This window comes from Herbaspirillum frisingense GSF30, from assembly GCF_000300975.2.
GTDB classification, from domain to species: domain Bacteria; phylum Pseudomonadota; class Gammaproteobacteria; order Burkholderiales; family Burkholderiaceae_D; genus Herbaspirillum; species Herbaspirillum frisingense.
This window is the reverse complement of the sequence record NZ_AEEC02000045.1, coordinates 1-19,218: the sequence shown is the minus strand read 5'-3', so window position 1 is coordinate 19,218 and position 19,218 is coordinate 1. Positions and strand designations below refer to the sequence as shown.

General features: G+C 64.7%; 20 protein-coding genes. 17 read left to right on the top strand and 3 right to left on the bottom strand.

Annotation, left to right across the window (positions count from 1 at the left end):
* The first annotated feature begins 99 nt into the window (after positions 1-99).
* Together HFRIS_RS21825 and HFRIS_RS21820 are read left to right on the top strand one after the other, a co-directional pair.
* The gene (locus HFRIS_RS21825; protein ID WP_006465182.1) at positions 100-1,038 is read left to right on the top strand and encodes an ABC transporter substrate-binding protein; all 939 of its coding nucleotides are present in this window, start codon (positions 100-102) and stop codon (positions 1,036-1,038) included.
* Between the two features lie 142 nt (positions 1,039-1,180).
* A complete protein-coding gene (locus HFRIS_RS21820) occupies positions 1,181-2,050 on the top strand; it encodes an L-fucono-1,5-lactonase (protein WP_006465181.1) in 870 nt (289 codons plus the stop codon).
* Positions 2,051-2,065: 15 nt separating this feature from the next.
* Here the strand turns inward: HFRIS_RS21820 and HFRIS_RS21815 are convergent, their stop codons facing one another.
* Positions 2,066-2,677, bottom strand: coding sequence for a TetR/AcrR family transcriptional regulator (locus tag HFRIS_RS21815; protein WP_006465180.1), 612 nt, complete (start codon positions 2,675-2,677; stop codon positions 2,066-2,068).
* 186 nt (positions 2,678-2,863) lie between these two features.
* Here HFRIS_RS21815 and HFRIS_RS21810 point away from each other — a divergent pair, with 186 nt between their 5' ends.
* The 6 genes from HFRIS_RS21810 to HFRIS_RS21785 are packed head-to-tail and all read left to right on the top strand — an operon-like array spanning position 2,864 to position 8,136.
* Positions 2,864-4,174 (top strand): NAD(P)/FAD-dependent oxidoreductase, encoded by a 1,311-nt coding sequence (locus HFRIS_RS21810; protein ID WP_006465178.1) that lies wholly within the window; start codon positions 2,864-2,866, stop codon positions 4,172-4,174.
* Positions 4,171-5,034, top strand: a complete 864-nt coding sequence (locus tag HFRIS_RS21805; RefSeq protein ID WP_006465177.1) for a DUF1365 domain-containing protein — start codon at positions 4,171-4,173, stop codon at positions 5,032-5,034. The genes HFRIS_RS21810 and HFRIS_RS21805 overlap by 4 nt, the downstream gene beginning before the upstream one ends.
* Positions 5,031-6,254: an SAM-dependent methyltransferase gene (locus HFRIS_RS21800; RefSeq protein ID WP_006465176.1), complete on the top strand. Its 1,224-nt coding sequence runs from the start codon at positions 5,031-5,033 to the stop codon at positions 6,252-6,254. Before HFRIS_RS21805 ends, HFRIS_RS21800 begins: the two co-directional genes overlap by 4 nt.
* Positions 6,255-6,257: 3 nt before the next feature.
* Complete coding sequence (locus tag HFRIS_RS21795; protein WP_006465175.1) at positions 6,258-6,836, top strand: DUF3833 domain-containing protein; 579 nt, start codon at positions 6,258-6,260, stop codon at positions 6,834-6,836.
* Positions 6,833-7,684 (top strand): SDR family NAD(P)-dependent oxidoreductase, encoded by an 852-nt coding sequence (locus tag HFRIS_RS21790; RefSeq protein ID WP_006465174.1) that lies wholly within the window; start codon positions 6,833-6,835, stop codon positions 7,682-7,684. Before HFRIS_RS21795 ends, HFRIS_RS21790 begins: the two co-directional genes overlap by 4 nt.
* Before the next feature lie 29 nt (positions 7,685-7,713).
* The gene (locus tag HFRIS_RS21785; RefSeq protein WP_006465173.1) at positions 7,714-8,136 is read left to right on the top strand and encodes a nuclear transport factor 2 family protein; all 423 of its coding nucleotides are present in this window, start codon (positions 7,714-7,716) and stop codon (positions 8,134-8,136) included.
* A 197-nt stretch (positions 8,137-8,333) separates the two neighbouring features.
* Here HFRIS_RS21785 and HFRIS_RS21780 read toward each other — a convergent pair whose 3' ends face one another.
* Entirely contained in the window at positions 8,334-9,050 is a 717-nt protein-coding gene (locus HFRIS_RS21780; protein WP_006465172.1) for an MgtC/SapB family protein, read from the bottom strand.
* A 187-nt stretch (positions 9,051-9,237) separates the two neighbouring features.
* Between HFRIS_RS21780 and HFRIS_RS21775 the strand changes: the two genes are divergently transcribed.
* The 8 genes from HFRIS_RS21775 (at position 9,238) to HFRIS_RS21740 (ending at position 17,982) form a co-directional block, all read left to right on the top strand.
* A complete protein-coding gene (locus tag HFRIS_RS21775; RefSeq protein WP_006465171.1) occupies positions 9,238-9,939 on the top strand; it encodes an SDR family oxidoreductase in 702 nt (233 codons plus the stop codon).
* A 221-nt stretch (positions 9,940-10,160) separates the two neighbouring features.
* A complete protein-coding gene (locus tag HFRIS_RS21770; RefSeq protein WP_006465170.1) occupies positions 10,161-11,045 on the top strand; it encodes an AraC family transcriptional regulator in 885 nt (294 codons plus the stop codon).
* A gap of 195 nt (positions 11,046-11,240) precedes the next feature.
* Entirely contained in the window at positions 11,241-12,164 is a 924-nt protein-coding gene (locus tag HFRIS_RS21765) for an ABC transporter substrate-binding protein (RefSeq protein WP_006465169.1), read from the top strand.
* A gap of 58 nt (positions 12,165-12,222) precedes the next feature.
* Positions 12,223-13,734, top strand: coding sequence for a sugar ABC transporter ATP-binding protein (locus HFRIS_RS21760; protein ID WP_006465168.1), 1,512 nt, complete (start codon positions 12,223-12,225; stop codon positions 13,732-13,734).
* Positions 13,724-14,740: an ABC transporter permease gene (locus HFRIS_RS21755; protein WP_006465167.1), complete on the top strand. Its 1,017-nt coding sequence runs from the start codon at positions 13,724-13,726 to the stop codon at positions 14,738-14,740. Before HFRIS_RS21760 ends, HFRIS_RS21755 begins: the two co-directional genes overlap by 11 nt.
* A 63-nt stretch (positions 14,741-14,803) precedes the next feature.
* Positions 14,804-15,535, top strand: coding sequence for an SDR family oxidoreductase (locus HFRIS_RS21750; RefSeq protein WP_006465166.1), 732 nt, complete (start codon positions 14,804-14,806; stop codon positions 15,533-15,535).
* Positions 15,536-15,596: 61 nt separating this feature from the next.
* A complete protein-coding gene (locus HFRIS_RS21745) occupies positions 15,597-17,243 on the top strand; it encodes an FGGY-family carbohydrate kinase (RefSeq protein WP_006465165.1) in 1,647 nt (548 codons plus the stop codon).
* A gap of 13 nt (positions 17,244-17,256) precedes the next feature.
* On the top strand, positions 17,257-17,982 hold the full coding sequence (locus tag HFRIS_RS21740; RefSeq protein ID WP_006465164.1) for an SDR family oxidoreductase: 726 nt from the start codon (positions 17,257-17,259) through the stop codon (positions 17,980-17,982).
* Positions 17,983-18,084: 102 nt separating this feature from the next.
* Here HFRIS_RS21740 and HFRIS_RS21735 read toward each other — a convergent pair whose 3' ends face one another.
* Positions 18,085-18,300, bottom strand: a complete 216-nt coding sequence (locus HFRIS_RS21735) for a glycine zipper 2TM domain-containing protein (RefSeq protein WP_006465163.1) — start codon at positions 18,298-18,300, stop codon at positions 18,085-18,087.
* A 256-nt stretch (positions 18,301-18,556) separates the two neighbouring features.
* On the opposite strand from HFRIS_RS21735, the gene HFRIS_RS21730 reads away from it, so the two are divergent.
* Positions 18,557-19,218: alpha/beta fold hydrolase (locus tag HFRIS_RS21730; RefSeq protein WP_039876901.1), on the top strand; the 662-nt coding region annotated here is incomplete at its 3' end.

Genomic DNA, 19,218 nt, shown 5'->3' with positions numbered 1-19,218 from the left:
ACATCAGCCACCGCAGCAGTATTCGCAGTAGCAATGCAAGCCCCGCCGGGCAGCGCCAATGCCCGGCACTCCATCATCGATAACAAAAGGAGACTTACCGTGTTCAAGAAACAACTACTGGGCGCTGCCCTGGGCCTGGCCTTCGCTGTCGGCGGTTCGGCCGCGCAGGCGCAGGAAGTGTATGTGCCGCTCATTTCCAAGGGCTTCCAGCACCAGTTCTGGCAGGCCGTGAAGGCCGGCGCCGACCAGGCCGGCAAGGACCTGAAGGTGAAGGTTACCTTCGAAGGTCCCGAGACCGAAGCCATGGTCGACAAGCAGATCGACATGCTCTCCGCCGCGCTGGCCAAGAAGCCGCAGGCCATCGGTTTTGCCGCCCTGGACAGCAAGGCCGCCATCCCGCTGCTGAAGAAGGCGCAGGCCGCCAAGATCCCGGTGGTGGCCTTCGACTCGGGTGTGGATAGCGACATCCCGGTCACCACCGCCACCACCGACAACCGTGCTGCCGCCGCGCTGGCGGCCGACAAGATGGCCGAGCTGGTCGGCAAGGAAGGTGAAGTCGCCGTGGTCGCCCACGACCAGACCAGCCGCACCGGCATCGACCGCCGCGACGGCTTCCTGGAACGCATCAAGGCCAACTATCCCAAGATCAAGGTGGTCAGCGTGCAATATGGCGCCGGCGACCAGTTGAAGTCCACCGAGGTCACCAAGTCCATCCTGCAGGCCTATCCCAAGATCAAGGGCATCTTCGGTACCAATGAAGGCTCGGCCATCGGCGTGGTCAATGGCGTCAAGGAAATGAAGCGCAAGATCGTCATCATCGGCTATGACTCCGGCAAGCAGCAGAAGGACGCGATCCGCGAAGGCGTGATGGCCGGCGCCATCACCCAGAACCCGGTGGGCATCGGCTACAAGACTGTGGAAGCAGCGGTCAAGGCGATCAAGGGCGAGAAGCTGCCCAAGGTCATCGATACCGGCTTCTACTGGTACGACAAGAGCAACATCGACGACGCCAAGATCGCGGCTGTGCTGTACGACTGATCTTGACATGACGTGACGGGAGGGCGTCGCCAGCGGCGGCGCCTTACCGCTTTCCTGTTTCTGGTGTTTTTGTATTCCCCTGCCGGTTGTGCGCAATGCAGACCGGCAATCCTGCGCCGTCCTGCCCCTCGAAGAGACCATCATGAAGCCGCATCGCATCGACGCCCATCAGCATTTCTGGTTCTACCAGCCCGACGCCTACCCCTGGATCGGCCGCGGCATGGAACTGTTGGCCTGCGACCGCACGCCCGGCCAATTGCAGCCCGTGCTGGTCGCCGAAGGGCTGGAACAGTCCATCGCCGTGCAGGCGCGCGCAGGCCGCGACGAAACCGAATTCCTGCTGGATCTGGCGGGCGGTAACCGACGTATCGCCGGGGTAGTCGGCTGGGAAGACCTCGCTTCGCCGCACCTGGCGGCCAATGTGGAGCGATGGGGAAGTGACAAGCTGGTGGGCTTCCGCCACCAGCTGCAGGATGAGGCCGACATAAGCGCCTTCGTCGAAGCGCCGGCCTTCAACACCGGCATCGGCTGGCTGCAACGGCGCGGCCTGGTCTATGACGTGCTGATCTATGCGCGCCAGATGCCCGAAGTGCAAGCCTTCTGCGCCCGCCATGATCGCCACTGGCTGGTGCTGGACCACCTGGGCAAGCCGGCCCTGGCCGATTTCGGCAAGAGCGAGGCGGTCTTCGCCGACTGGAAGCGCCACCTGCGCGCCCTGGCAGCCTTGCCGCACGTGGCCTGCAAGCTATCGGGACTGGTTACGGAGGCCGACTGGCAGCGTGGTCTGCGTCAGAAGGATTACGACAATATCGTCCTCTGCCTGGATGCGGCGCTGGACGCCTTCGGCCCACAGCGCCTGATGTTCGGCTCGGACTGGCCGGTCTGCCTGCTGGCCGCCTCCTATGCCAAGGTGGCCGCCGTGGTGCGGGAGTGGGCCGCGACCCGGCTGTCGGCGTCCGAACAGGAGCAACTGTGGGGGCAGACGGCCGCGCGCTGCTACGGTCTGGGCTAGGCCTAGGCCTAGGCCCTAATCCCGCGTGAAACCGTTGAAGGCCACGTGCAGCATGTACTTCACGATGTCTTCGGTACTCATCTTGCTGAACTTCTGCAGGTAGTCCACCGCAGGATCACAGGTGCGGGCGTAGTAGCTGTACAGGATCACATCGCTGGGCAGCGCGGCGTCGAGTTCGCCGCTTTTCTGTGCTTCCTTGACCAGCTTTTCCAGCTGGCCGTTGAGCTTGAGCACCCGCATCACATACTTGACGTTGCGCATGAGCATGTCGCGCACCGGTGTACTGGTGGAAGGCAGGAAGGGCAGGCCGCCCTCCAGCCGCACCCGCAGTGCCCATTCCAGCATCGCCTCCAGCTTGCCACGCGGGCTGGGAATGCCCTCCAGCTGCGCCAGCTGGTCGATGGCGCCGTCGATGAGACGGATCATGGTCTCGCCGACCAATTCTTCCTTGGACTTGAAATGCTTGTACAGGCTGGGTTTGGAGATACCCACCGCACCGGCGACGTCGTCCATCGTCATCAGGTCATAGCCCTTGCTGCCCAGTACCGACGTGGCCGCATCCAGGATGGCGTTTTCCCGTAATTTGAAGGCTTGATCCTTGAAGCTCAGTTTGCCGAAAATACTCATTGGTAGTTTAAGTTACTAATTAGTAGATTTTATTTTTCTTTGGTAGTAATCTTAGCACCTAAATCGCGGCAGGGTAGAAATACTGGGACGCCAAAGCAGGCCATTAAACAAAAAGAGTCCCGCCGGCAGGCGCCGCCCGGCTGAGGGCAACACCCCAATAACAAAGACACAGGTGGACAAGATTTCATGAATCCAGGTACAGCAGCCATCGAGCAGGCATCAGGACAGCGCATCGCCGTCATCGGCGCCGGCATTTCCGGCCTGGCCAGCGCCTATCTGCTGGCGCGCCGGCACCAGGTGGTGCTGTTCGAGTCCGCGCCCACCCTGGGTGGGCATGCCAACACCGTGGACATCGCGCCGCAGGGCGTACCGTTCCCGGTCGATACGGGTTTCCTGGTCTTCAATGACTGGACCTATCCCAACCTGATCGCCCTGTTCGATGAACTCAAGGTCGAGACCTACGACACCGACATGTCCTTCGGCGTCTCGATGGATGAAGGCCGCTTTGAATGGGCCGGCACTAATCTGGACACCGTCTTCGCCCAGCGCAAGCGCCTGCTGCAGCCCTCCTTCCTGGGCATGCTGCGCGACATCCTGCGCTTCAACCGTGCCGCCCACGCCAACCTGGCGGCCTGCGACGGGCATCCCGTGAGCCTGCGCCAGTTGCTCAAGGACGGCCACTATGGTGCCCTGTTCAGCGATGCCTACCTGATCCCCATGGCGGCCGCCATCTGGTCCAGTTCGCCCTCGGACATCCTGGACTTCCCGGCCGCCACCTTCCTGCGCTTTTGCATCAATCACGGCCTGCTGCAGGTGAACAATCGTCCCCGCTGGCGCACCGTGCGCGGCGGTTCGCGCCAGTATGTACGTCGCATCGCCGCCACCCTGGAAGACGTGCGCCTGGGCAGCCGCCTGGAGAGCGTCACCCGCAATGAGCGTGGTGTGCTGGTGCGCAGCGGTGGCGCCGATCCGCGCGAGGAACAGTTCGACGCCGTGGTCTTTGCCACCCATGCCCCGCAGACCCTGGCCCTGTTGCAGGACGCCACCATCGAGGAACATCAGGTGCTCTCGGCCGTGCGTTACCAGGCCAATACCGCCTGGCTGCATGGCGACACCGCCCTCATGCCGCAGTTGCCCAAGGTCTGGTCGGCATGGAATTACCTGGGTTCGCGCCACGACGACGGCAGTCGCGCCGTCTGCGTGAGCTACTGGCTGAACCGGCTGCAGGACCTGCCTTGCAAGAGCGACGTCATCCTCACCCTGAACCCGCCGCAGGCCCCGCATCCGGCCACCGTGATGGGTCGCTTCGACTACGAACATCCGGTCTTCGACCAGCCCGCCATCGACGCCCAGCAGCGCCTGCCCCAGATCCAGGGCCGTCACCGGGCCTGGTTCGCCGGCGCCTGGACCGGCTATGGCTTCCATGAAGACGGGCTGAAGTCGGCGCTGCGGGTGAGCCAGGATTTCGGTGTGCTGCCGCACTGGGCGGCCCTATGAACGGCTCGCGCGCTTTGCATGCCGATGCCGCCGCGCTGCTGCTGAGCGGACAGGTGATGCACCAGCGCCTGCGCCCGGTGCGGCACCGCTTCGTCTATCCGGTCTTTTGCGTGCGCCTGGACCTGGCACGCATGGCCGAAGCAGGCAATGCCTGGTTCGGCGTGGATCGTCGGCGCCTGATGTGCGTGCGTACCCGCGACTACGGCCCGCGGGACGGCAGCGACCTCGGTACCTGGGTGCGCGGCCATTTGCAACAGGCCGGCCTGCCGCACGATGGCACGATCTGGCTGCAGACCTTCCCGCGCCTGTTCGGCTTTGTCTTCAATCCGGTCAGCTTCTTCCTCTGTCATGACCGCGACGGCGCCTTGCGTGCCGTGCTGGCCGAAGTCAACAGCACCTTTGGCGAAACCCAGCACTACCTGCTGTCGGCCCCGCAGCAGGGCGTCATCGACGAGCACACCCGCCTGCACTGCAACAAGCTGATGCATGTCTCACCCTTCTGCGAGGTCCGGGGCTTCTATCGTTTCCGCTTCCGTGACCATGCCGCCCGCCAGGCTGACCAGGGTGACCAGGACGCGACCGCCTTCGTCGGCATCGATTACTACGACCTCGGCCAGCCTGCCGAGGTGAGCACCGGCCTGCAGCCGCTGATGCGCACCTCCATCGGCGGCCGTCTGCAGCCCCTGACCGCCGCCTCGGCCTTCGCCGCACTGTGCGCGCAGCCGCTGCTTACCCTGGGTGTGGTCGCCCGCATTCACTGGCAAGCCTTGCTGCTGTGGCGCAAGCGCGTGCCCTGGTTCAGCAAGCCCGAACGCAATAGTCCCACAGGAGCACCCTCCGGAAAGGAAACCCTATCGTGAACCATAGCCCCGCATTGCAGACCTCCGGCCGGCGCATCGGCGCACGCCTTGGCTCCATTTCGACCCGCCTGTTCCTGGCGATGCTGGAACGCCTGAACCACGGTCACCTGGAACTGATCACGCCGCACGGCACCACCCTGACCTTCGGCGACCTGCGCCAGCCGCCCAGCGCACAGCTACGCATCCTCGACTGGCGTGCCTGCGGTGCCATCCTGCGCGCCGGCGACATCGGCTTCGGCGAAGCCTACGGCAACGGCTGGGTGGATACCCCGGACCTGGCCGCGCTGCTGCGCCTGGCCATGCGCAACCGCAAGGCGCTTTCCAGCGCAGTCGAAGGCGGGCGCCTGGCCTCGTGGTGGTATCGCCTGCGACACCTGCTGCGCTCCAACACCCGCACCGGCAGCCGCCGCAACATCCACGCGCATTACGACCTGGGCAATGATTTCTACCAGCTGTGGCTGGACCCCAGCATGACCTACTCCAGCGCCATCTTCAGCCAGCCCGGCCAGAGCCTGGCCTCGGCACAGGCCGCCAAGTACCAGCGCATCATCGACCAGCTCGGTCTGCGCAGCGGCGACCGCGTGCTGGAAATCGGCTGCGGCTGGGGTGGCTTCGCCGAACATGCGGCGCGCCTGGGCATCCGCGTGCACGGCGTGACCATCTCGCCGGCGCAACTGGCCTTCGCTCAGGATCGCCTGCGCCATCAGCAGCTGGATCACCTGGCGCACCTGGAACTGTGCGACTACCGCGACCTGGACGGCCAATACGATGCCATCGTCTCCATCGAGATGTTCGAAGCCGTCGGCGAGCGTTTCTGGCAGACCTACTTCGACACCGTTGCCGCGCGCCTGAAGGCCGGCGGCCGCGCCCTGATCCAGTCGATCACCATTGATGAAGCCGTCTTCGAACGCTACCGCGACAGCGCCGACTTCATCCGCGAATTCATCTTCCCCGGCGGCATGCTGCCCAGCCACGAGCGCTTCTCGCTTAGCGCCCAGCGTGCCGGCCTGGCCACCCGCGACCGCTTCCATTTCGGACGCGACTATGCCGAGACCCTGCGCCGCTGGAACGAGACCTTCCAGGCCCGGCGCGAGACCATCGCCGCCCAGGGCTTCGATGAACGCTTCCGCCGCCTGTGGCAGCTGTATTACGTGTTCTGTGAAGTCGGCTTCGACGAAGGCCAGACCGATGTGGTGCAATTCCTCTTGCAGAAGGAGTGAGTCATGGATGCCATCGCAATGCGCAAGGGCGCCCGGGCGCGTCGGGGGAACTGGCTGGCCTTGATCATGCTTGCCGTACTGGCACTGGCGCTGGGCGGATGCGCCTCGCAGCAGCTGTCCGACTATGCTGGCAAGACGCCGGTGTTCGATCCGGCGGTGTTCTTCAAGGGCCGCACCGAAGCCTGGGGCATGTTCCAGAAGCGCGGTGGCGAGGTGGCGCGGCGCTTCCATGTCGTGGTCACCGGTAGCGTCGAAGGCAATACCCTGACCCTGGATGAGCGCTTCCGCTATGACGACGGCCAGACCCAGACCCGCGTCTGGACCCTGGTGCGTCAGCCCGACAACAGCTGGCGCGGAAGCGCCGGTGACGTCATCGGTGAGGCCATCGGCCACACCGCCGGCAACGCCCTGCACTGGAACTACACGTTGCTGCTGCCGGTGGACGACAAGCAATACGAAGTCCAAATGGATGACTGGATGTACCAGATGGACGAGCGCACCCTCATCAACCGCACCAGCATGCGCAAGTTCGGGGTTGAAGTCGGCCAGGTCACGCTGTTCTTCCGCAAGGAGGGGGTATGAGCATCCACACCAGTCCGCTGCCCAAGCAGGCCGCATCCGAGCGTGCCCCGATCTCGCGACCGGCGGTCCTGTTCGGTCCCATGAACCAGCCGGTCAGTGACCTGCGCGGCCTGCGCATCTGGCTGGTCGGCGCCTCCAGCGGCATCGGCGCCGAACTGGCGCGCCAGGCCCTGCAGGCCGGTGCACGCGTGGCGCTGTCGGCACGCCGGGGCGACGTATTGCAGGAGGTGGCCGCAGGTCACAAGAATGCCTTCATCGCCCCGCTCGACGTGCTCTGCCACGATGCCTGGCGCGACCAGCATGCGCGCATCCTGGAGGCCTTCGGCGGCATCGACCTGCTGGTCTTCTGTGCCGCCAAATACCGGCCCGAACGCAGCTGGGAAGTCCAGGAAGACGAAGCCGAGCACACCATCCGCACCAACCTCGCCAGCGTCTATTCGGCGCTCGGTGCGGCACTGCCGGACATGCTGGCCCGCGGCAGCGGCGGCATTGCCCTGGTGGCGAGCGTGGCCGGTTATGTCGGCCTGCCCGGCGCGAGCGTGTATGGCCCGGGCAAGGCGGCCCTGATCAACCTGGCGGAAATCCTCTACAGCGACCTGCGACCCAAGGGCTTGAACGTCTATCTGGTCAATCCGGGTTTCGTGAAGACCGACCTGACCGACAAGAACGACTTCCCCATGCCGGCCATCCAGACCCCGCAGCAAGCCGCCAGCGCCATTTGGCGCGGCATTGCCGAGGGTCGCTTCGAGATCCATTTCCCGCTGCGCTTCACAGCCTGGCTGAAGCTGCTGCGGCTCTTGCCGTTCCGCCTGCGCTTCATGCTGTTCCAGCGCTTCCTGCTGAACTGAATTGAATGACTGAGTCGAGTGAATTGACGATGCAGAACCTGGACCGATTACTGCAATGGTATGCCGCGCTGGATCGCGCCAGCCTGGAGCGCATCGACGAGTTCTATGCGGCACAGGCCCTGTTCAAGGACCCCTTCAACGACGTCAAGGGCGTGCGCTCGATCCGCGCCATCTTCGCGCACATGTTCGCCACCACCGAGGACCCGCGTTTCGTGATCCTGGATCGCGTGGGGCAGGGCGAGCAGGGCTTCGCCACCTGGCGCTTCGAGTTCCGGCTCAAGGGACATTTCTATACGGTGCTGGGGGCGACGCATTTCCGCTTCGATGAGGCGGGACGGGTCAGCGAACATCGCGATTACTGGGATGCGGCTGAGGAGCTGTGGCAGAAACTGCCCGTCATCGGCGGGCCGGTCAAGTGGTTGCGGGGGCGGTTCAGGGCGACCGGGCATTGAGTGGCCGCCCTGTTGGATGTCATTGCCAGAACGGCGAGGCCGCAGAGATCAGACCAGCGATGTACAGGGCGCCTTCGGCGAGCATGGGCAGGATGGGCATGTAGTCATCATGCCGTCGAGCCGTTACAGGTCGATTGCAGGAAACCAACCCCGGATTTCAATTGAAACAGTTCCGCCCGCCAGCCCGGTAGCGCAGGTCAGTCGGTGGTGCTGGGGCTCCAGAATGCCTGCTTCACCGCCGGCAGGGCCAGCAGGCGCTCAATCAGCGCGTCCAGTTCGTCGCCATTGACCGAGGTAGCCGCCAGCGTCGCCTCGATTTCCACCTCGTCCTCGGCAAAGGGCCGCACCTCCAGGTCGTGCAGGGGATAGCGGCTCTGCTCCAGCATGTCGGTCACGGCGGCCAGCACGCGCTTCTGGTGCTCGCTTTCCACGATCAGGTGCAGGGTGTTGGTCACTTCCACCGACGGCACATCCAGCGGCTTGCGGTTGATGGTATTGACCACCGGGCGCAACAGCGTATTGGCCGCCAGCACGAAGATCGTCGCCAGGATCGCCTCCAGGAGCAGGTCGGCGCCCGCCGCCGCCCCCACCGCCGCCGAGCCCCACAAGGTCGCGGCGGTATTGATGCCGCGCACATTGCCTTCTTCGCGCATGATCACGCCCGCGCCCAGGAAACCCACCCCCGACACCACATAGGCCACCACATGCACCGCGCCCTCATGGCCGCCCATGCGATTGGCCATGTCCACGAAGACCGCCGCGCCCAGTGCCACCAGGACATTGGTGCGCAGACCGGCAGTGCGTTGCCGGTACTGGCGTTCCAGCCCGATCAGACCGCCCAGGATGAAGGCCGCGGTCAGGCTGATGAGGGTATCGAGCAGGGAAGCGAGATTGATGTTGGCGAGAATTTGCATGGAGATCAGGTCTGGACGATGTGGAAGGGCAGGGCCGCTGCGCAATGGTGCGCGATGATGCCGGACAAATGCAACAGGCGCGTGACAAGCGGACCGGCCGGATACGCTGCAAGCGTGGCCGGCAAGGCCTACAATCCGGGGTTCCGCCTTCTCGGGCAGCAAGATGACTTATCCACAAGGAGTTTCCATGAGCAGCAAAGTAGCCCTGATCACCGCCGCCGGCAGCGGCATGGGCGCCGCCGCGGCGCGTCGCTTGGCGGCCGACGGTTTCCAGGTCGGCATTCTTTCGTCTTCCGGCAAGGGCGAGGCGCTGGCCGCCGAACTGGGCGGCATCGGCGTGACCGGTTCCAACCAGTCAGTGGACGACCTGCAACGCCTGGTGGAGCTGGCCGTGCAGCGCTGGGGCCGCGTCGATGTGCTGGTCAACAGCGCCGGCCACGGCCCGCGCGCGCCCATTCTCGACATCACCGACGAGGACTGGCATCGCGGCATGGATACTTACCTGCTCAACGTGATCCGCCCCACGCGCCTGGTCACGCCGCTGATGCAGCAGGCCGGCGGTGGCGCCATCATCAACATTTCCTCGGCCTGGGCCTTCGAGCCGTCCGACATGTTCCCGACCTCGGCCGTGTTCCGCGCTGGCCTGGCCGCCTTCACCAAACTCTTCGCCGACAAGTACGCCCCTGACAACATCCGCATCAACAACGTCCTGCCAGGCTGGATCGACAGCCTGCCGCAACGCGAAGAGCGCCGCGCCGGGGTCCCCATGCGGCGCTACGGCACCAGCGACGAAGTGGCGGCCACCATCGCCTTCCTGGCCTCGCCCGGCGCGGGCTACATCACCGGCCAGAACCTCAGGGTCGATGGCGGGCTGATGCGTTCGGTCTGATGGCGCTACCCGCCATGGCCGCGTATGCGGGCCATGGCGGGTGCTGCACTGCATCGTTTTTCATTCTTCCTGTTGTTTCCTGCAAAAAAGTATCGGTCGTCCGGCGCTGGTGATGTAGAAGCCGCACCTGGCGGGAACTAAGATGCGGTCAATGACAGAAACTGCCAACTTCGAGTTGCCAGTTTCGATAAAGAAAATGCTCTCGATTGAGAGGAGACACGATGCAACCCGACCTGGAACTGGTCCATATCCGTAAGGGCGAATCCTTCGCGGCCTGGATGCACGGCTACCCTTTCCGTACCGTGCGTTGGCATTACCATCCGGAATACGAGATCCATCTGGTAGTGGCCACCCGCGGCCGCTTCTACGTGGGCGACCACGTCGGGGACTTTGCTCCGGGGCAACTGGTGATGACCGGTCCCAATCTTCCCCAGAACTGGATTTCCGACATCGCCCCTGACGAAGTGGTGCCGGTGCGCTCGCTGGTGATCCAGTTTCCCGCGCAACTGGTGGACCAGTGCGCGGCCGGCATTGCCGAGATGGAAGCCATCATGCCGCTGCTGGAGCGCAGCCATCGCGGCCTGCTGTTCGACCAGGCCACCAGCGACACCGTGCGTCCGCTGATGCAGCGCCTCATCGATCAGCGTGGCTTGAAGCGCCTGGCCCTGTTTTGGGACATCCTCGACGTGCTGGCCAATGCCCCCGAGCCGGAGGTGCTGGCCAGCCTGTCCTACAAGCTGGACTTGTCGGACATGCAGGGCAGCGGCCTTAACCGCGCCATCGCCTACCTGCGCGAACACTTGACCGACGACATCGGCGAGCAGGACCTGGCCGACATGGTAGGCCAGCACCCGAGCAGTTTCTCGCGGGCCTTCAAGCGCCATACCGGCACCACGCTCGTGCGCTACAAGAACCAGTTGCGCGTCGATCTCGCCTGCCTGGCCCTGCTGACGCGGCCTGAGGCACGCATCACCGACATCTGCTACGAGACCGGTTTTTCCAACCTGTCCAATTTCAACCGTCATTTCCACCGGATCAAGGGCATGTCGCCCTCGGCATTTCGCAACACCTTTGCCACCAACAGCCTCTTTGCCGCGACCGGATAGTCAGGGCGGCGGCTGAGCTACGGAGCAGGTTTTCCCGGCTCGACATCTTCATCCGCGAACACATTCAAGGCAGCAATCACAGCATTCAGGAAAGCCTCCGCTTTCCGGAACAGGACAGGCATTGCCTGTCGCCCGCAAGAGCAATCCGAACGCCATCCGCAAGCAAGCACACGACCAACAACAATGGAGACTGCAATGAATAAAGCACTGACAAGCCTGGCCTTGGCCGGCGCCATCCTGGCCAGCTTCGGCACCACCCCGGCAAGCGCTCAGGAACTGGCCAAACTCAAGATCGGCATGAGCTTCCAGGAAATGAACAACCCCTATTTCGTCTCCATGAAGAAGGCCCTGGACGATGCCGCCAAGTCCTTCGGCGCCAAGGTCATCGTTACCGATGCCGCCCACAACGTGGCCAAGCAGCTCGCCGACATCGAAGACATGCTGCAACAGAACATCGACATCCTGCTCATCAATCCCACCGACTCGGCCGGGGTGGAGGCAGCCGTCAAGGCCGCCAAGGCGCGTAACGTGATCGTGGTGGCGGTCGATGCCAACGCCGCTGGTCCGGTGGACATGTTCGTCGGCTCCAAGAACAAGGACGCCGGCTACCAGTCCTGCCGTGCGCTGGCCGATGCCATCGGTGGCAAGGGGGAAGTGGCCATCCTCGACGGCATCCCGGTGGTCCCCATCCTGCAGCGCGTGGAGGGTTGCAAGCAGGCCCTGGCGGAATACAAGGACATCAAGCTGGTGGACAAACAGAACGGCCGCCAGGACCGCTCGGTTGCGCTGGGTGTGGTGGAGAACATGATCCAGTCCAAGCCCAACCTGAAGGGCATCTTCTCCGTCAACGACGGTGGTGCCATGGGTGCGCTGGCCGCGATCCAGGGCAGCGGCAAGGACATCAAGCTGACCTCGGTGGATGGCGCGCCGGAGGCGATCAAGGCCATCGCCGATGGCGGCCCTTTCATCGAGACCACGGCGCAGTTCCCGCGTGACCAGGTGCGGGTGGGCCTGGCCATGGCGCTGGCCAAGAAGTGGGGCGCACGCGTAGTGCCCAAGGAAGTGCCCATCGACGTCATGCCGGTGACCAGGAAGAACGCCGCAGGTTTCAGCTGGTAAGCCGTCGGCGCGCCGCGCTTGCGCGTGCGCGCCTTTCTTTCCCTTGATGGAGGCAGCCATGCTCCAACTGACTGGTATCAAGAAGCACTTCGGCCCGGTGACGGTGCTGCGCGGCGTCGAGCTGGCGGTCAAGGCCGGCGAGGTCCACGCGCTGCTGGGTGAGAACGGCGCCGGCAAGTCCACGCTGATGAAGATCCTGTGCGGCATCGTCACGCCGGATGCAGGTGAAATCCGCATCGGCGGCCAGGTCTGTCGCTTTGCCAGCTACGACCAGGCCATCGCCGCCGGCATCGGCGTGGTGTTTCAGGAGTTTTCGCTCATCCCCTACCTGGACGCGGTGGACAACATGTTCCTGGCGCGCGAATTGCGCAGCCCGCTGGGCCTGCTCAAGCGGGCCGCCATGCGACGCCGGGCGGCGCAGATCATCGCGCAACTGGGTGTGGATATCCCGTTGGAAGTCCCCGTCTGCAAGCTCTCGGTGGCGCAGCAGCAGTTCGTGGAAATCGCCAAGGCGCTGGCGCTGGAGGCGCGTATCCTGGTACTGGACGAACCGACCGCCACGCTGACGCCGGCGGAAGTCGCGCATCTGTTCAAGGTCATGCGCGGCCTGCGCGATCAGGGGGTGGCGATCATCTTCATCTCGCACCATCTGGAAGAAATCTTCGAGATCGGCGACCGCATCACCGTCTTGCGCGATGGTGCCTACGTCGGCAGCTGCGCAGTCGCCGAGGTGGACCAGGCGCGGCTGGTGGAAATGATGGTGGGGCGCCGCATCGAGAACTGCTTTCCGCCCAAACCACTCCAGCAATCCGGAGCAACCGCCCAGGAGGTGCTGCTGGATGTGCATGCAGTACAGCTCCGGCGTCACAGTCCTGTGTCGCGCTTCCAGTTGCGGCGCGGGGAGATACTCGGCTTTGCCGGTCTGGTCGGTTCCGGCCGCAGCGAGACCGTGCTGGCCATGCTGGGTGCGCATCCCGCGCTGACCTGCAAGCTGTCCATGCATGGCGTGCCGCTACGCCTGGCCGATCCGGCCGCAGCCCTGCAGGCCGGTATTGGTCTGCTGCCGGAAAGTCGCAAGGAGCAGGGACTCATCACCAGCTTCCCCATCCTGCACAACATCTCGCTGAACAACTACGGCAAATACCGCCTGGGCGGGTTGTTTCTGGATCGCCGGCGTGAAGCCGAAGCCACCCGGGCGGCCATGCAGCGGGTGCGGGTCAAGGCGACGGATGCGGCAGCGCGGGTCGATACGCTGTCCGGCGGCAACCAGCAGAAGGTGGTGATTGCACGCTGGATCAACCATGACATGCAGGTGCTGATCTTCGACGAACCCACGCGGGGTATCGATGTCGGCGCCAAGGCCGAAATCTACCAGCTCATGCGCCAATTCACTGCGCAAGGCCATTCCATCATCATGATTTCTTCCGAGTTGCCGGAGGTGGTCGGCATGTCCGACCGGGTCTGTGTCTTCAAGGGCGGCGGCATCGTCGCCACCCTCGAAGGCGAGGCCGTCAATGCCGAAGAGATCATGACCCATGCCACCACGGGGAGACTCCATCATGCAGCCTGACTCAAACGCAAACACAAATGCCAACGCACATGCAATCCCAAGCGATGTCACCCCGGCACATGCTTCTTCCCGGGTTCGCTGGCGCGCCCTTGCCCATTCGCCACTGGCGCTGCCGCTGGCCGGACTGGTGGTGGTGTCGCTCCTGATGGGCCTGGCCTCGGACAACTTCTTCACCGTCTCCAACTGGCTCAACGTGCTGCGGCAGGTATCCATCGTCGGCATCCTGGCCGTGGGCATGAGCTTCGTGATCCTCACCGGCGGCATCGACCTGTCGGTTGGCGCGGCCATGGCCCTGGCCGGCACGCTGTCGGCCGGACTGATCGTCAACAGCGGCCTGCCCGCACCGGCGGCCCTGCTGGCCGGGGTGGCGCTGGCGGTGGGTATCGGCCTGCTCAACGGAGTATTGGTGGCCTGGGGGCGCATGCCGGCCATCATCGTCACGCTCGCCACCATGGGCGTGGCGCGCGGCGTCGGGCTGATCTATTCGGGGGGCTACCCGATCTCGGGTCTGCCGGGCTGGATTGCCTGGTTCGGGGTAGGGCGGATCGGCCCGATCCCGGTGCCGGTGATCCTCATGCTGCTGGTCTATGCACTGGCCTGGGTGCTGTTGCAACGCACGCCGTTCGGGCGCCACGTCTATGCCATCGGCGGCAACGAGATGGCGGCGCGCCTGTCGGGCGTGAAGACGGCACGCATCAAGCTGGCGGTGTATGCGATCTCCGGTTTTACCTCGGGTCTGGCGGCCATCATCCTGACCGGGCGCCTGATGTCCGGCCAACCCAACGCCGGTGTCGGCTTCGAGCTCGATGCGATTGCCGCCGTGGTGTTGGGTGGCACCGCCATTGCGGGCGGTCGCGGGCTGGTGCTGGGGACCCTGATCGGCGCGGTGTTGCTGGGCATCCTCAACAACGGTCTGAACCTGATGGGCATCAATCCCTACCTGCAGGACATCATCCGGGGCGTGATCATCCTGCTGGCCATCTATATCGCACGGGAATGGCGTTGAGTCCTTCCATCGCTGTTTTTGATTCCTCTTTTCAGCCCTCTCATTCAACCTAAGGAGATAGACATGACGCAATCCCTGGCTGGCAAGATCGCCGTCATCACCGGCGCGGCCTCCGGCATCGGCCTGGCCACCACCGAAAAACTGCTGGCCAACGGCGTGACCGTGGTCATGGTGGACTGGAACGCCAAGGCCCTCGACGAACTCGCCGCTCGCCTCGGTCCGCAGGCCGTCCCGCAGGTGACCAATCTGCTGGACGCCGACAGCTGCGCGGCCATGGTGCCGGAGATCCTGCAGAAGGTCGCGCACATCGACATCCTCCATTGCAATGCCGGTACCTACATCGGCGGCGACCTGGTGGATACCACCCCCGAGGCCATCGACCGCATGCTCAATCTCAACGTCAACGCGGTCATGAAGAACGTCCATGCGGTCGCGCCCCACATGATGGCCCGCAAGAGCGGCGACATCATCGTCACCTGCTCGGTGGCTGGTCACTTCCCGACCTATTGGGAGCCGGTCTATGCCGGTTCAAAGTGGGCCATTACCTGCTTCGTCCAGACCATGCGGCGTCAGATGATCCCGCATGGCGTGCGGGTGGGGCAGGTCTCGCCGGGGCCGGTGATCTCGGCCCTGCTGGCCGACTGGCCGGAGGAAAACCTGCGCAAGGCCAAGGAGTCCGGCAGCCTGATCGAGCCCGTCGAAGTGGCCGATGCGGTCGAGTACATGCTTACCCGAAGCCGCAATGTGACCATCCGCGATATGCTCGTTCTCCCCACCAATTTCGACCGGGTATGAACAAGGCAGGTGGTGTTCAGGTCCCGGCGGACAGAGACAGCAGCGAGAACAGCGAGGAAAGATGGAGACCTATCTGATCGGCATCGATGTCGGTACCGGCTCGGCCCGGGCCGGCGTATTTCAACCTGACGGCAGGTTGCTGGCAAGTGCCCGGCATGACATTGCGCTCTTTCGCGACGAGCGCCGGGCGCGCGTCGAACAATCCAGCACCCAGATCTGGGAGGCGGTCTGCCAGGCCGTGCGGGCGGCGGTGGCGCGGGCCGACATCGATCCGGCAGCGGTCAGCGGTATCGGCTTCGACGCCACCTGTTCGCTGGTGGTGCAGGGCGCCCGGGGTGGCGTGGGTGACCCCGACCATCCCGAACACGACGTCATCGTCTGGATGGATCACCGCGCACTGGAGCAGGCGCAGCGCATCAATGCCGGCGGGCATGCGGTGCTGTCCTATGTGGGCGGCGTGATCTCGCCCGAGATGGAAACCCCCAAGCTGCTATGGCTGAAGGAACAGCTGCCCGAGGTCTATCACAGCGCCGCGCAGTTCTTCGACCTCACCGATTTCCTCACCTGGAAAGCCACTGGTTCGCTGCAGCGCTCGTCCTGTACGGTGACCTGCAAGTGGACCTATCTGGCCCATGAAGGCCGCTGGGACGCCGACTATTTCCGCAGCATCGGCCTGGGCGACCTGGCCGACGACGGCTTTGTCCGCATCGGCCAGGAAGTGGTCTGGCCCGGTACGGCCTTGCGCGGCGGTCTCAGCGTGCAGGCTGCGCAGGCGCTGCAGTTGCGACCCGGTATCGCGGTGGCGGCGGGGCTGATCGACGCCCATGCGGGCGGCATCGGCACCGTGGCCGCCCGCGGCGGCGCCGAGGATGCGGCGGCCTGCATGGCCTATGTGTTCGGTACTTCGTCCTGCACCATGACCAGCCATGCCGAATCGGTCTTCGTTCCAGGCGTATGGGGGCCGTACTACAACGCCATGGCACCGGGCATGTGGTTGAACGAAGGCGGGCAGTCGGCCGCCGGCGCCGCCATCGACCACTTGCTGCGACTGCACCCGGCCGAGCCGCAGGCGCGCCAGCAGGCTGCCGCCGAGCAGATGGAACTGCCGCAATGGCTGGCACAGCGGGCCTTGCAGGTGGTGGCGCATCCCTCGCAGGCAGCCTGGCTGGCCGGGCAGATCAACGTGGTGCCGGAGTTCCTGGGCAACCGCTCGCCACTGGCCGACCCGCAGGCCCGGGCGCTGTTGCTGGGCCTGGGTATGGAGCAGGACATCGACAGTCTGGTGGCGCTCTATGTGGCCGGCCTGTGCAGCCTGGGATATGGCCTGCGACAGATCATCGAAGCCCAGGCGGCGCGGGGTTTGCGCATTGCCAGCATCTCGGTATCGGGCGGCGCCGGCACCCATGCGCTGACACGCCAGTTGCTGGCCGACACCACTGGCCTGCCGGTGGAGATCACCGCCTGTCCGGAACCGGTGCTGCTGGGCTCGGCCATGCTGGCGGCGGTGGCCGCTGGCACCTATGCCGACCTGCGCTGCGCCATGTCGGCCATGTCCAGCGTCGCCGGGCGCGAGCAGGCCGCCGGTGGCGACATTGCGCGGCTGCATGCGGCGCGCTACCAGGTCTTCCTCAACAGCCAGCAACTGGCGCGCGCGTCGCGCGAAAGCCTGGCGCCGCTGCTGGCCGCGCAGGCAGGCCAGCGACATTGAACAGGAGCATGTCATGGAATTTGCAGGAACATCGGTCATCATCACCGGCGCCGGCAAGGGCATCGGCCGGGCCTGCGCGCGCCTGATGGCGCAGCGCGGCGCCGAGGTGATCGCGCTCTCGCGTACCGCCAGCGACCTGGACAGCCTGCGCGAGGAAATCGGCTCGCGTTCCGTGCAGGTCGACCTGGCCGACCCGGCCGCCGCCCGGCATGCCATGGCGCAGGCGGGCCGCGCCGATTATCTGATCAACAGCGCCGGCATCAACATTCTGCAATCGAGTACCGAGATGAGCGACCAGGCCTATGAAGCGATCCTGGGCGTGAACCTGCGCGCCGCTCTCGTCACCTGCCAGGCTTTCGCCCGCGAGCGCATCGCCGCCGGCGGTGGTGGAGCCATCGTCAATATCACTTCGATTGCCGGCCATCGCGGCTTTACCGAGCATCTCTGCTACGCGGCCTCCAAGGCCGGTCTGGAGGGCGCGACCCGGGTCCTGGCCAGGGAACTGGGACCGCATGGCATCCGCGTCAATGCCGTGGCCCCCACCATCACCCTGACCGAACTGGCCGAAGCGGCCTGGAGCGATCCGGCCAAATCGGCGCCGATGATGGTGCGCCATCCGCTGGGCCGCTTTGCCTCGGCCGAGGAGGTTGCGCGCAGCATCGCCATGCTGCTCTCGGGCGACGCCGCCATGTTGACGGGGGCGGTGCTGCCGGTGGATGGCGGGTTCCTGGCGGTCTAGGGATAAGCAAAAGGGGCGACCAACCCGTCGCCCCTTTGTGCTTTTTGTGCTCTTTGTGCTTTCAGCCGGCAGCGTCAGCAACGCTGCCCGTCTGATGTGAGATCAGCGACCGATCTGGTGGCCGATCACGCCGCCGACGGCTGCGCCACCGGCAGTGCCGATGCCGCTGCCACCGGTCAGGATGGCGCCGCCCACGGCACCGACGGTGGCGCCGATGGCGGTGTTCTTGTCTCGGGTGCTCATGTTGCTGCAGCCGGTCATGGCGGTCAGCGCAATGGCAGTAACGGAAATGGCTGCGATCTTGTGTAGAGTTTTCATGATTTTTTTCCTGATCGTGAAGGTTGGTTCCTTGTGTTGAGGGACCGGCTCGCGCATCAACTATTGCTTCGCCCGCGTCGCCGGTATTGCAATAGACCAGCTTGGGCTAGAAAAAATTCGAGCTTTCACAACTTCTCTTACAGTTGTTACATACTCGGGCCTGCCCGCCATGGCGACAATTGTGCGGGCGGGCAAGAAAGTTGTCAAAATAGAAATTCAAAAACATCCAAAAACACACCGACCAGAGAGAGACCTCATGCGATTGACCTCCCGTTTGCGCCGCGCCGCCGGCCTGCTTTTCACTCACACGCTGACCATCACCCTCACCTCGGCCAGCCTGCTGCTGGGCGCCGCACCCAGCCACGCGGCCGAGCCGCCCAAGCCGGTCGAAGGCAGCTGGGTCGCCCCTAGCTTCCAGTTCCACACCGGCCAGACGCTGGAAAACCTGCGCCTGCACTACGTCACCCTGGGCGATCGCAGCAAGCCGGCGGTGCTGGTGCTGCACGGGACCTACCAGAGCGCCGGGGCCATGCTCTCCAGGGATTTCGGCGGCCAGTTGTTCGGCCCCGGCCAGCCGCTGGATGCCAGCAAGTACTTCATCATCATTCCCGATGGCATCGGCGTGGGCAAATCCACCAAGCCGTCTGACGGTCTGCGCGCTGCCTTCCCGCAATACAACTATGCCGACATGGTATTGGCGCAATACCGCATGCTGACCGAAGGCATGGGCGTGCAGCACCTGCGCCTGATCATCGGCAATTCCATGGGCGGCATGCAGACCTGGATGTGGGGCGGCAACTACCCCGGCTTTGCTGACGGCCTGGTGCCGATGGCCTCGCAGCCCACCGAGATGGCCAGCCGTAACTGGATGATGCGGCGCATGCTGGTGGAATCCATCAAGCAGGACCCGGCCTGGAA

Coding starts and splice junctions, on each gene's coding strand:
- HFRIS_RS21755 (WP_006465167.1), top strand. CDS start 13,724: ATGCAGCCTGACTCAAACGCAAACACAAATGCCAACGCACATGCAATC.
- HFRIS_RS21765 (WP_006465169.1), top strand. CDS start 11,241: ATGAATAAAGCACTGACAAGCCTGGCCTTGGCCGGCGCCATCCTGGCC.
- HFRIS_RS21795 (WP_006465175.1), top strand. CDS start 6,258: ATGGATGCCATCGCAATGCGCAAGGGCGCCCGGGCGCGTCGGGGGAAC.
- HFRIS_RS21770 (WP_006465170.1), top strand. CDS start 10,161: ATGCAACCCGACCTGGAACTGGTCCATATCCGTAAGGGCGAATCCTTC.
- HFRIS_RS21815 (WP_006465180.1), bottom strand. CDS start 2,677: ATGAGTATTTTCGGCAAACTGAGCTTCAAGGATCAAGCCTTCAAATTA.
- HFRIS_RS21760 (WP_006465168.1), top strand. CDS start 12,223: ATGCTCCAACTGACTGGTATCAAGAAGCACTTCGGCCCGGTGACGGTG.
- HFRIS_RS21810 (WP_006465178.1), top strand. CDS start 2,864: ATGAATCCAGGTACAGCAGCCATCGAGCAGGCATCAGGACAGCGCATC.
- HFRIS_RS21735 (WP_006465163.1), bottom strand. CDS start 18,300: ATGAAAACTCTACACAAGATCGCAGCCATTTCCGTTACTGCCATTGCG.
- HFRIS_RS21740 (WP_006465164.1), top strand. CDS start 17,257: ATGGAATTTGCAGGAACATCGGTCATCATCACCGGCGCCGGCAAGGGC.
- HFRIS_RS21785 (WP_006465173.1), top strand. CDS start 7,714: ATGCAGAACCTGGACCGATTACTGCAATGGTATGCCGCGCTGGATCGC.
- HFRIS_RS21750 (WP_006465166.1), top strand. CDS start 14,804: ATGACGCAATCCCTGGCTGGCAAGATCGCCGTCATCACCGGCGCGGCC.
- HFRIS_RS21805 (WP_006465177.1), top strand. CDS start 4,171: ATGAACGGCTCGCGCGCTTTGCATGCCGATGCCGCCGCGCTGCTGCTG.
- HFRIS_RS21780 (WP_006465172.1), bottom strand. CDS start 9,050: ATGCAAATTCTCGCCAACATCAATCTCGCTTCCCTGCTCGATACCCTC.
- HFRIS_RS21820 (WP_006465181.1), top strand. CDS start 1,181: ATGAAGCCGCATCGCATCGACGCCCATCAGCATTTCTGGTTCTACCAG.
- HFRIS_RS21745 (WP_006465165.1), top strand. CDS start 15,597: ATGGAGACCTATCTGATCGGCATCGATGTCGGTACCGGCTCGGCCCGG.
- HFRIS_RS21790 (WP_006465174.1), top strand. CDS start 6,833: ATGAGCATCCACACCAGTCCGCTGCCCAAGCAGGCCGCATCCGAGCGT.
- HFRIS_RS21775 (WP_006465171.1), top strand. CDS start 9,238: ATGAGCAGCAAAGTAGCCCTGATCACCGCCGCCGGCAGCGGCATGGGC.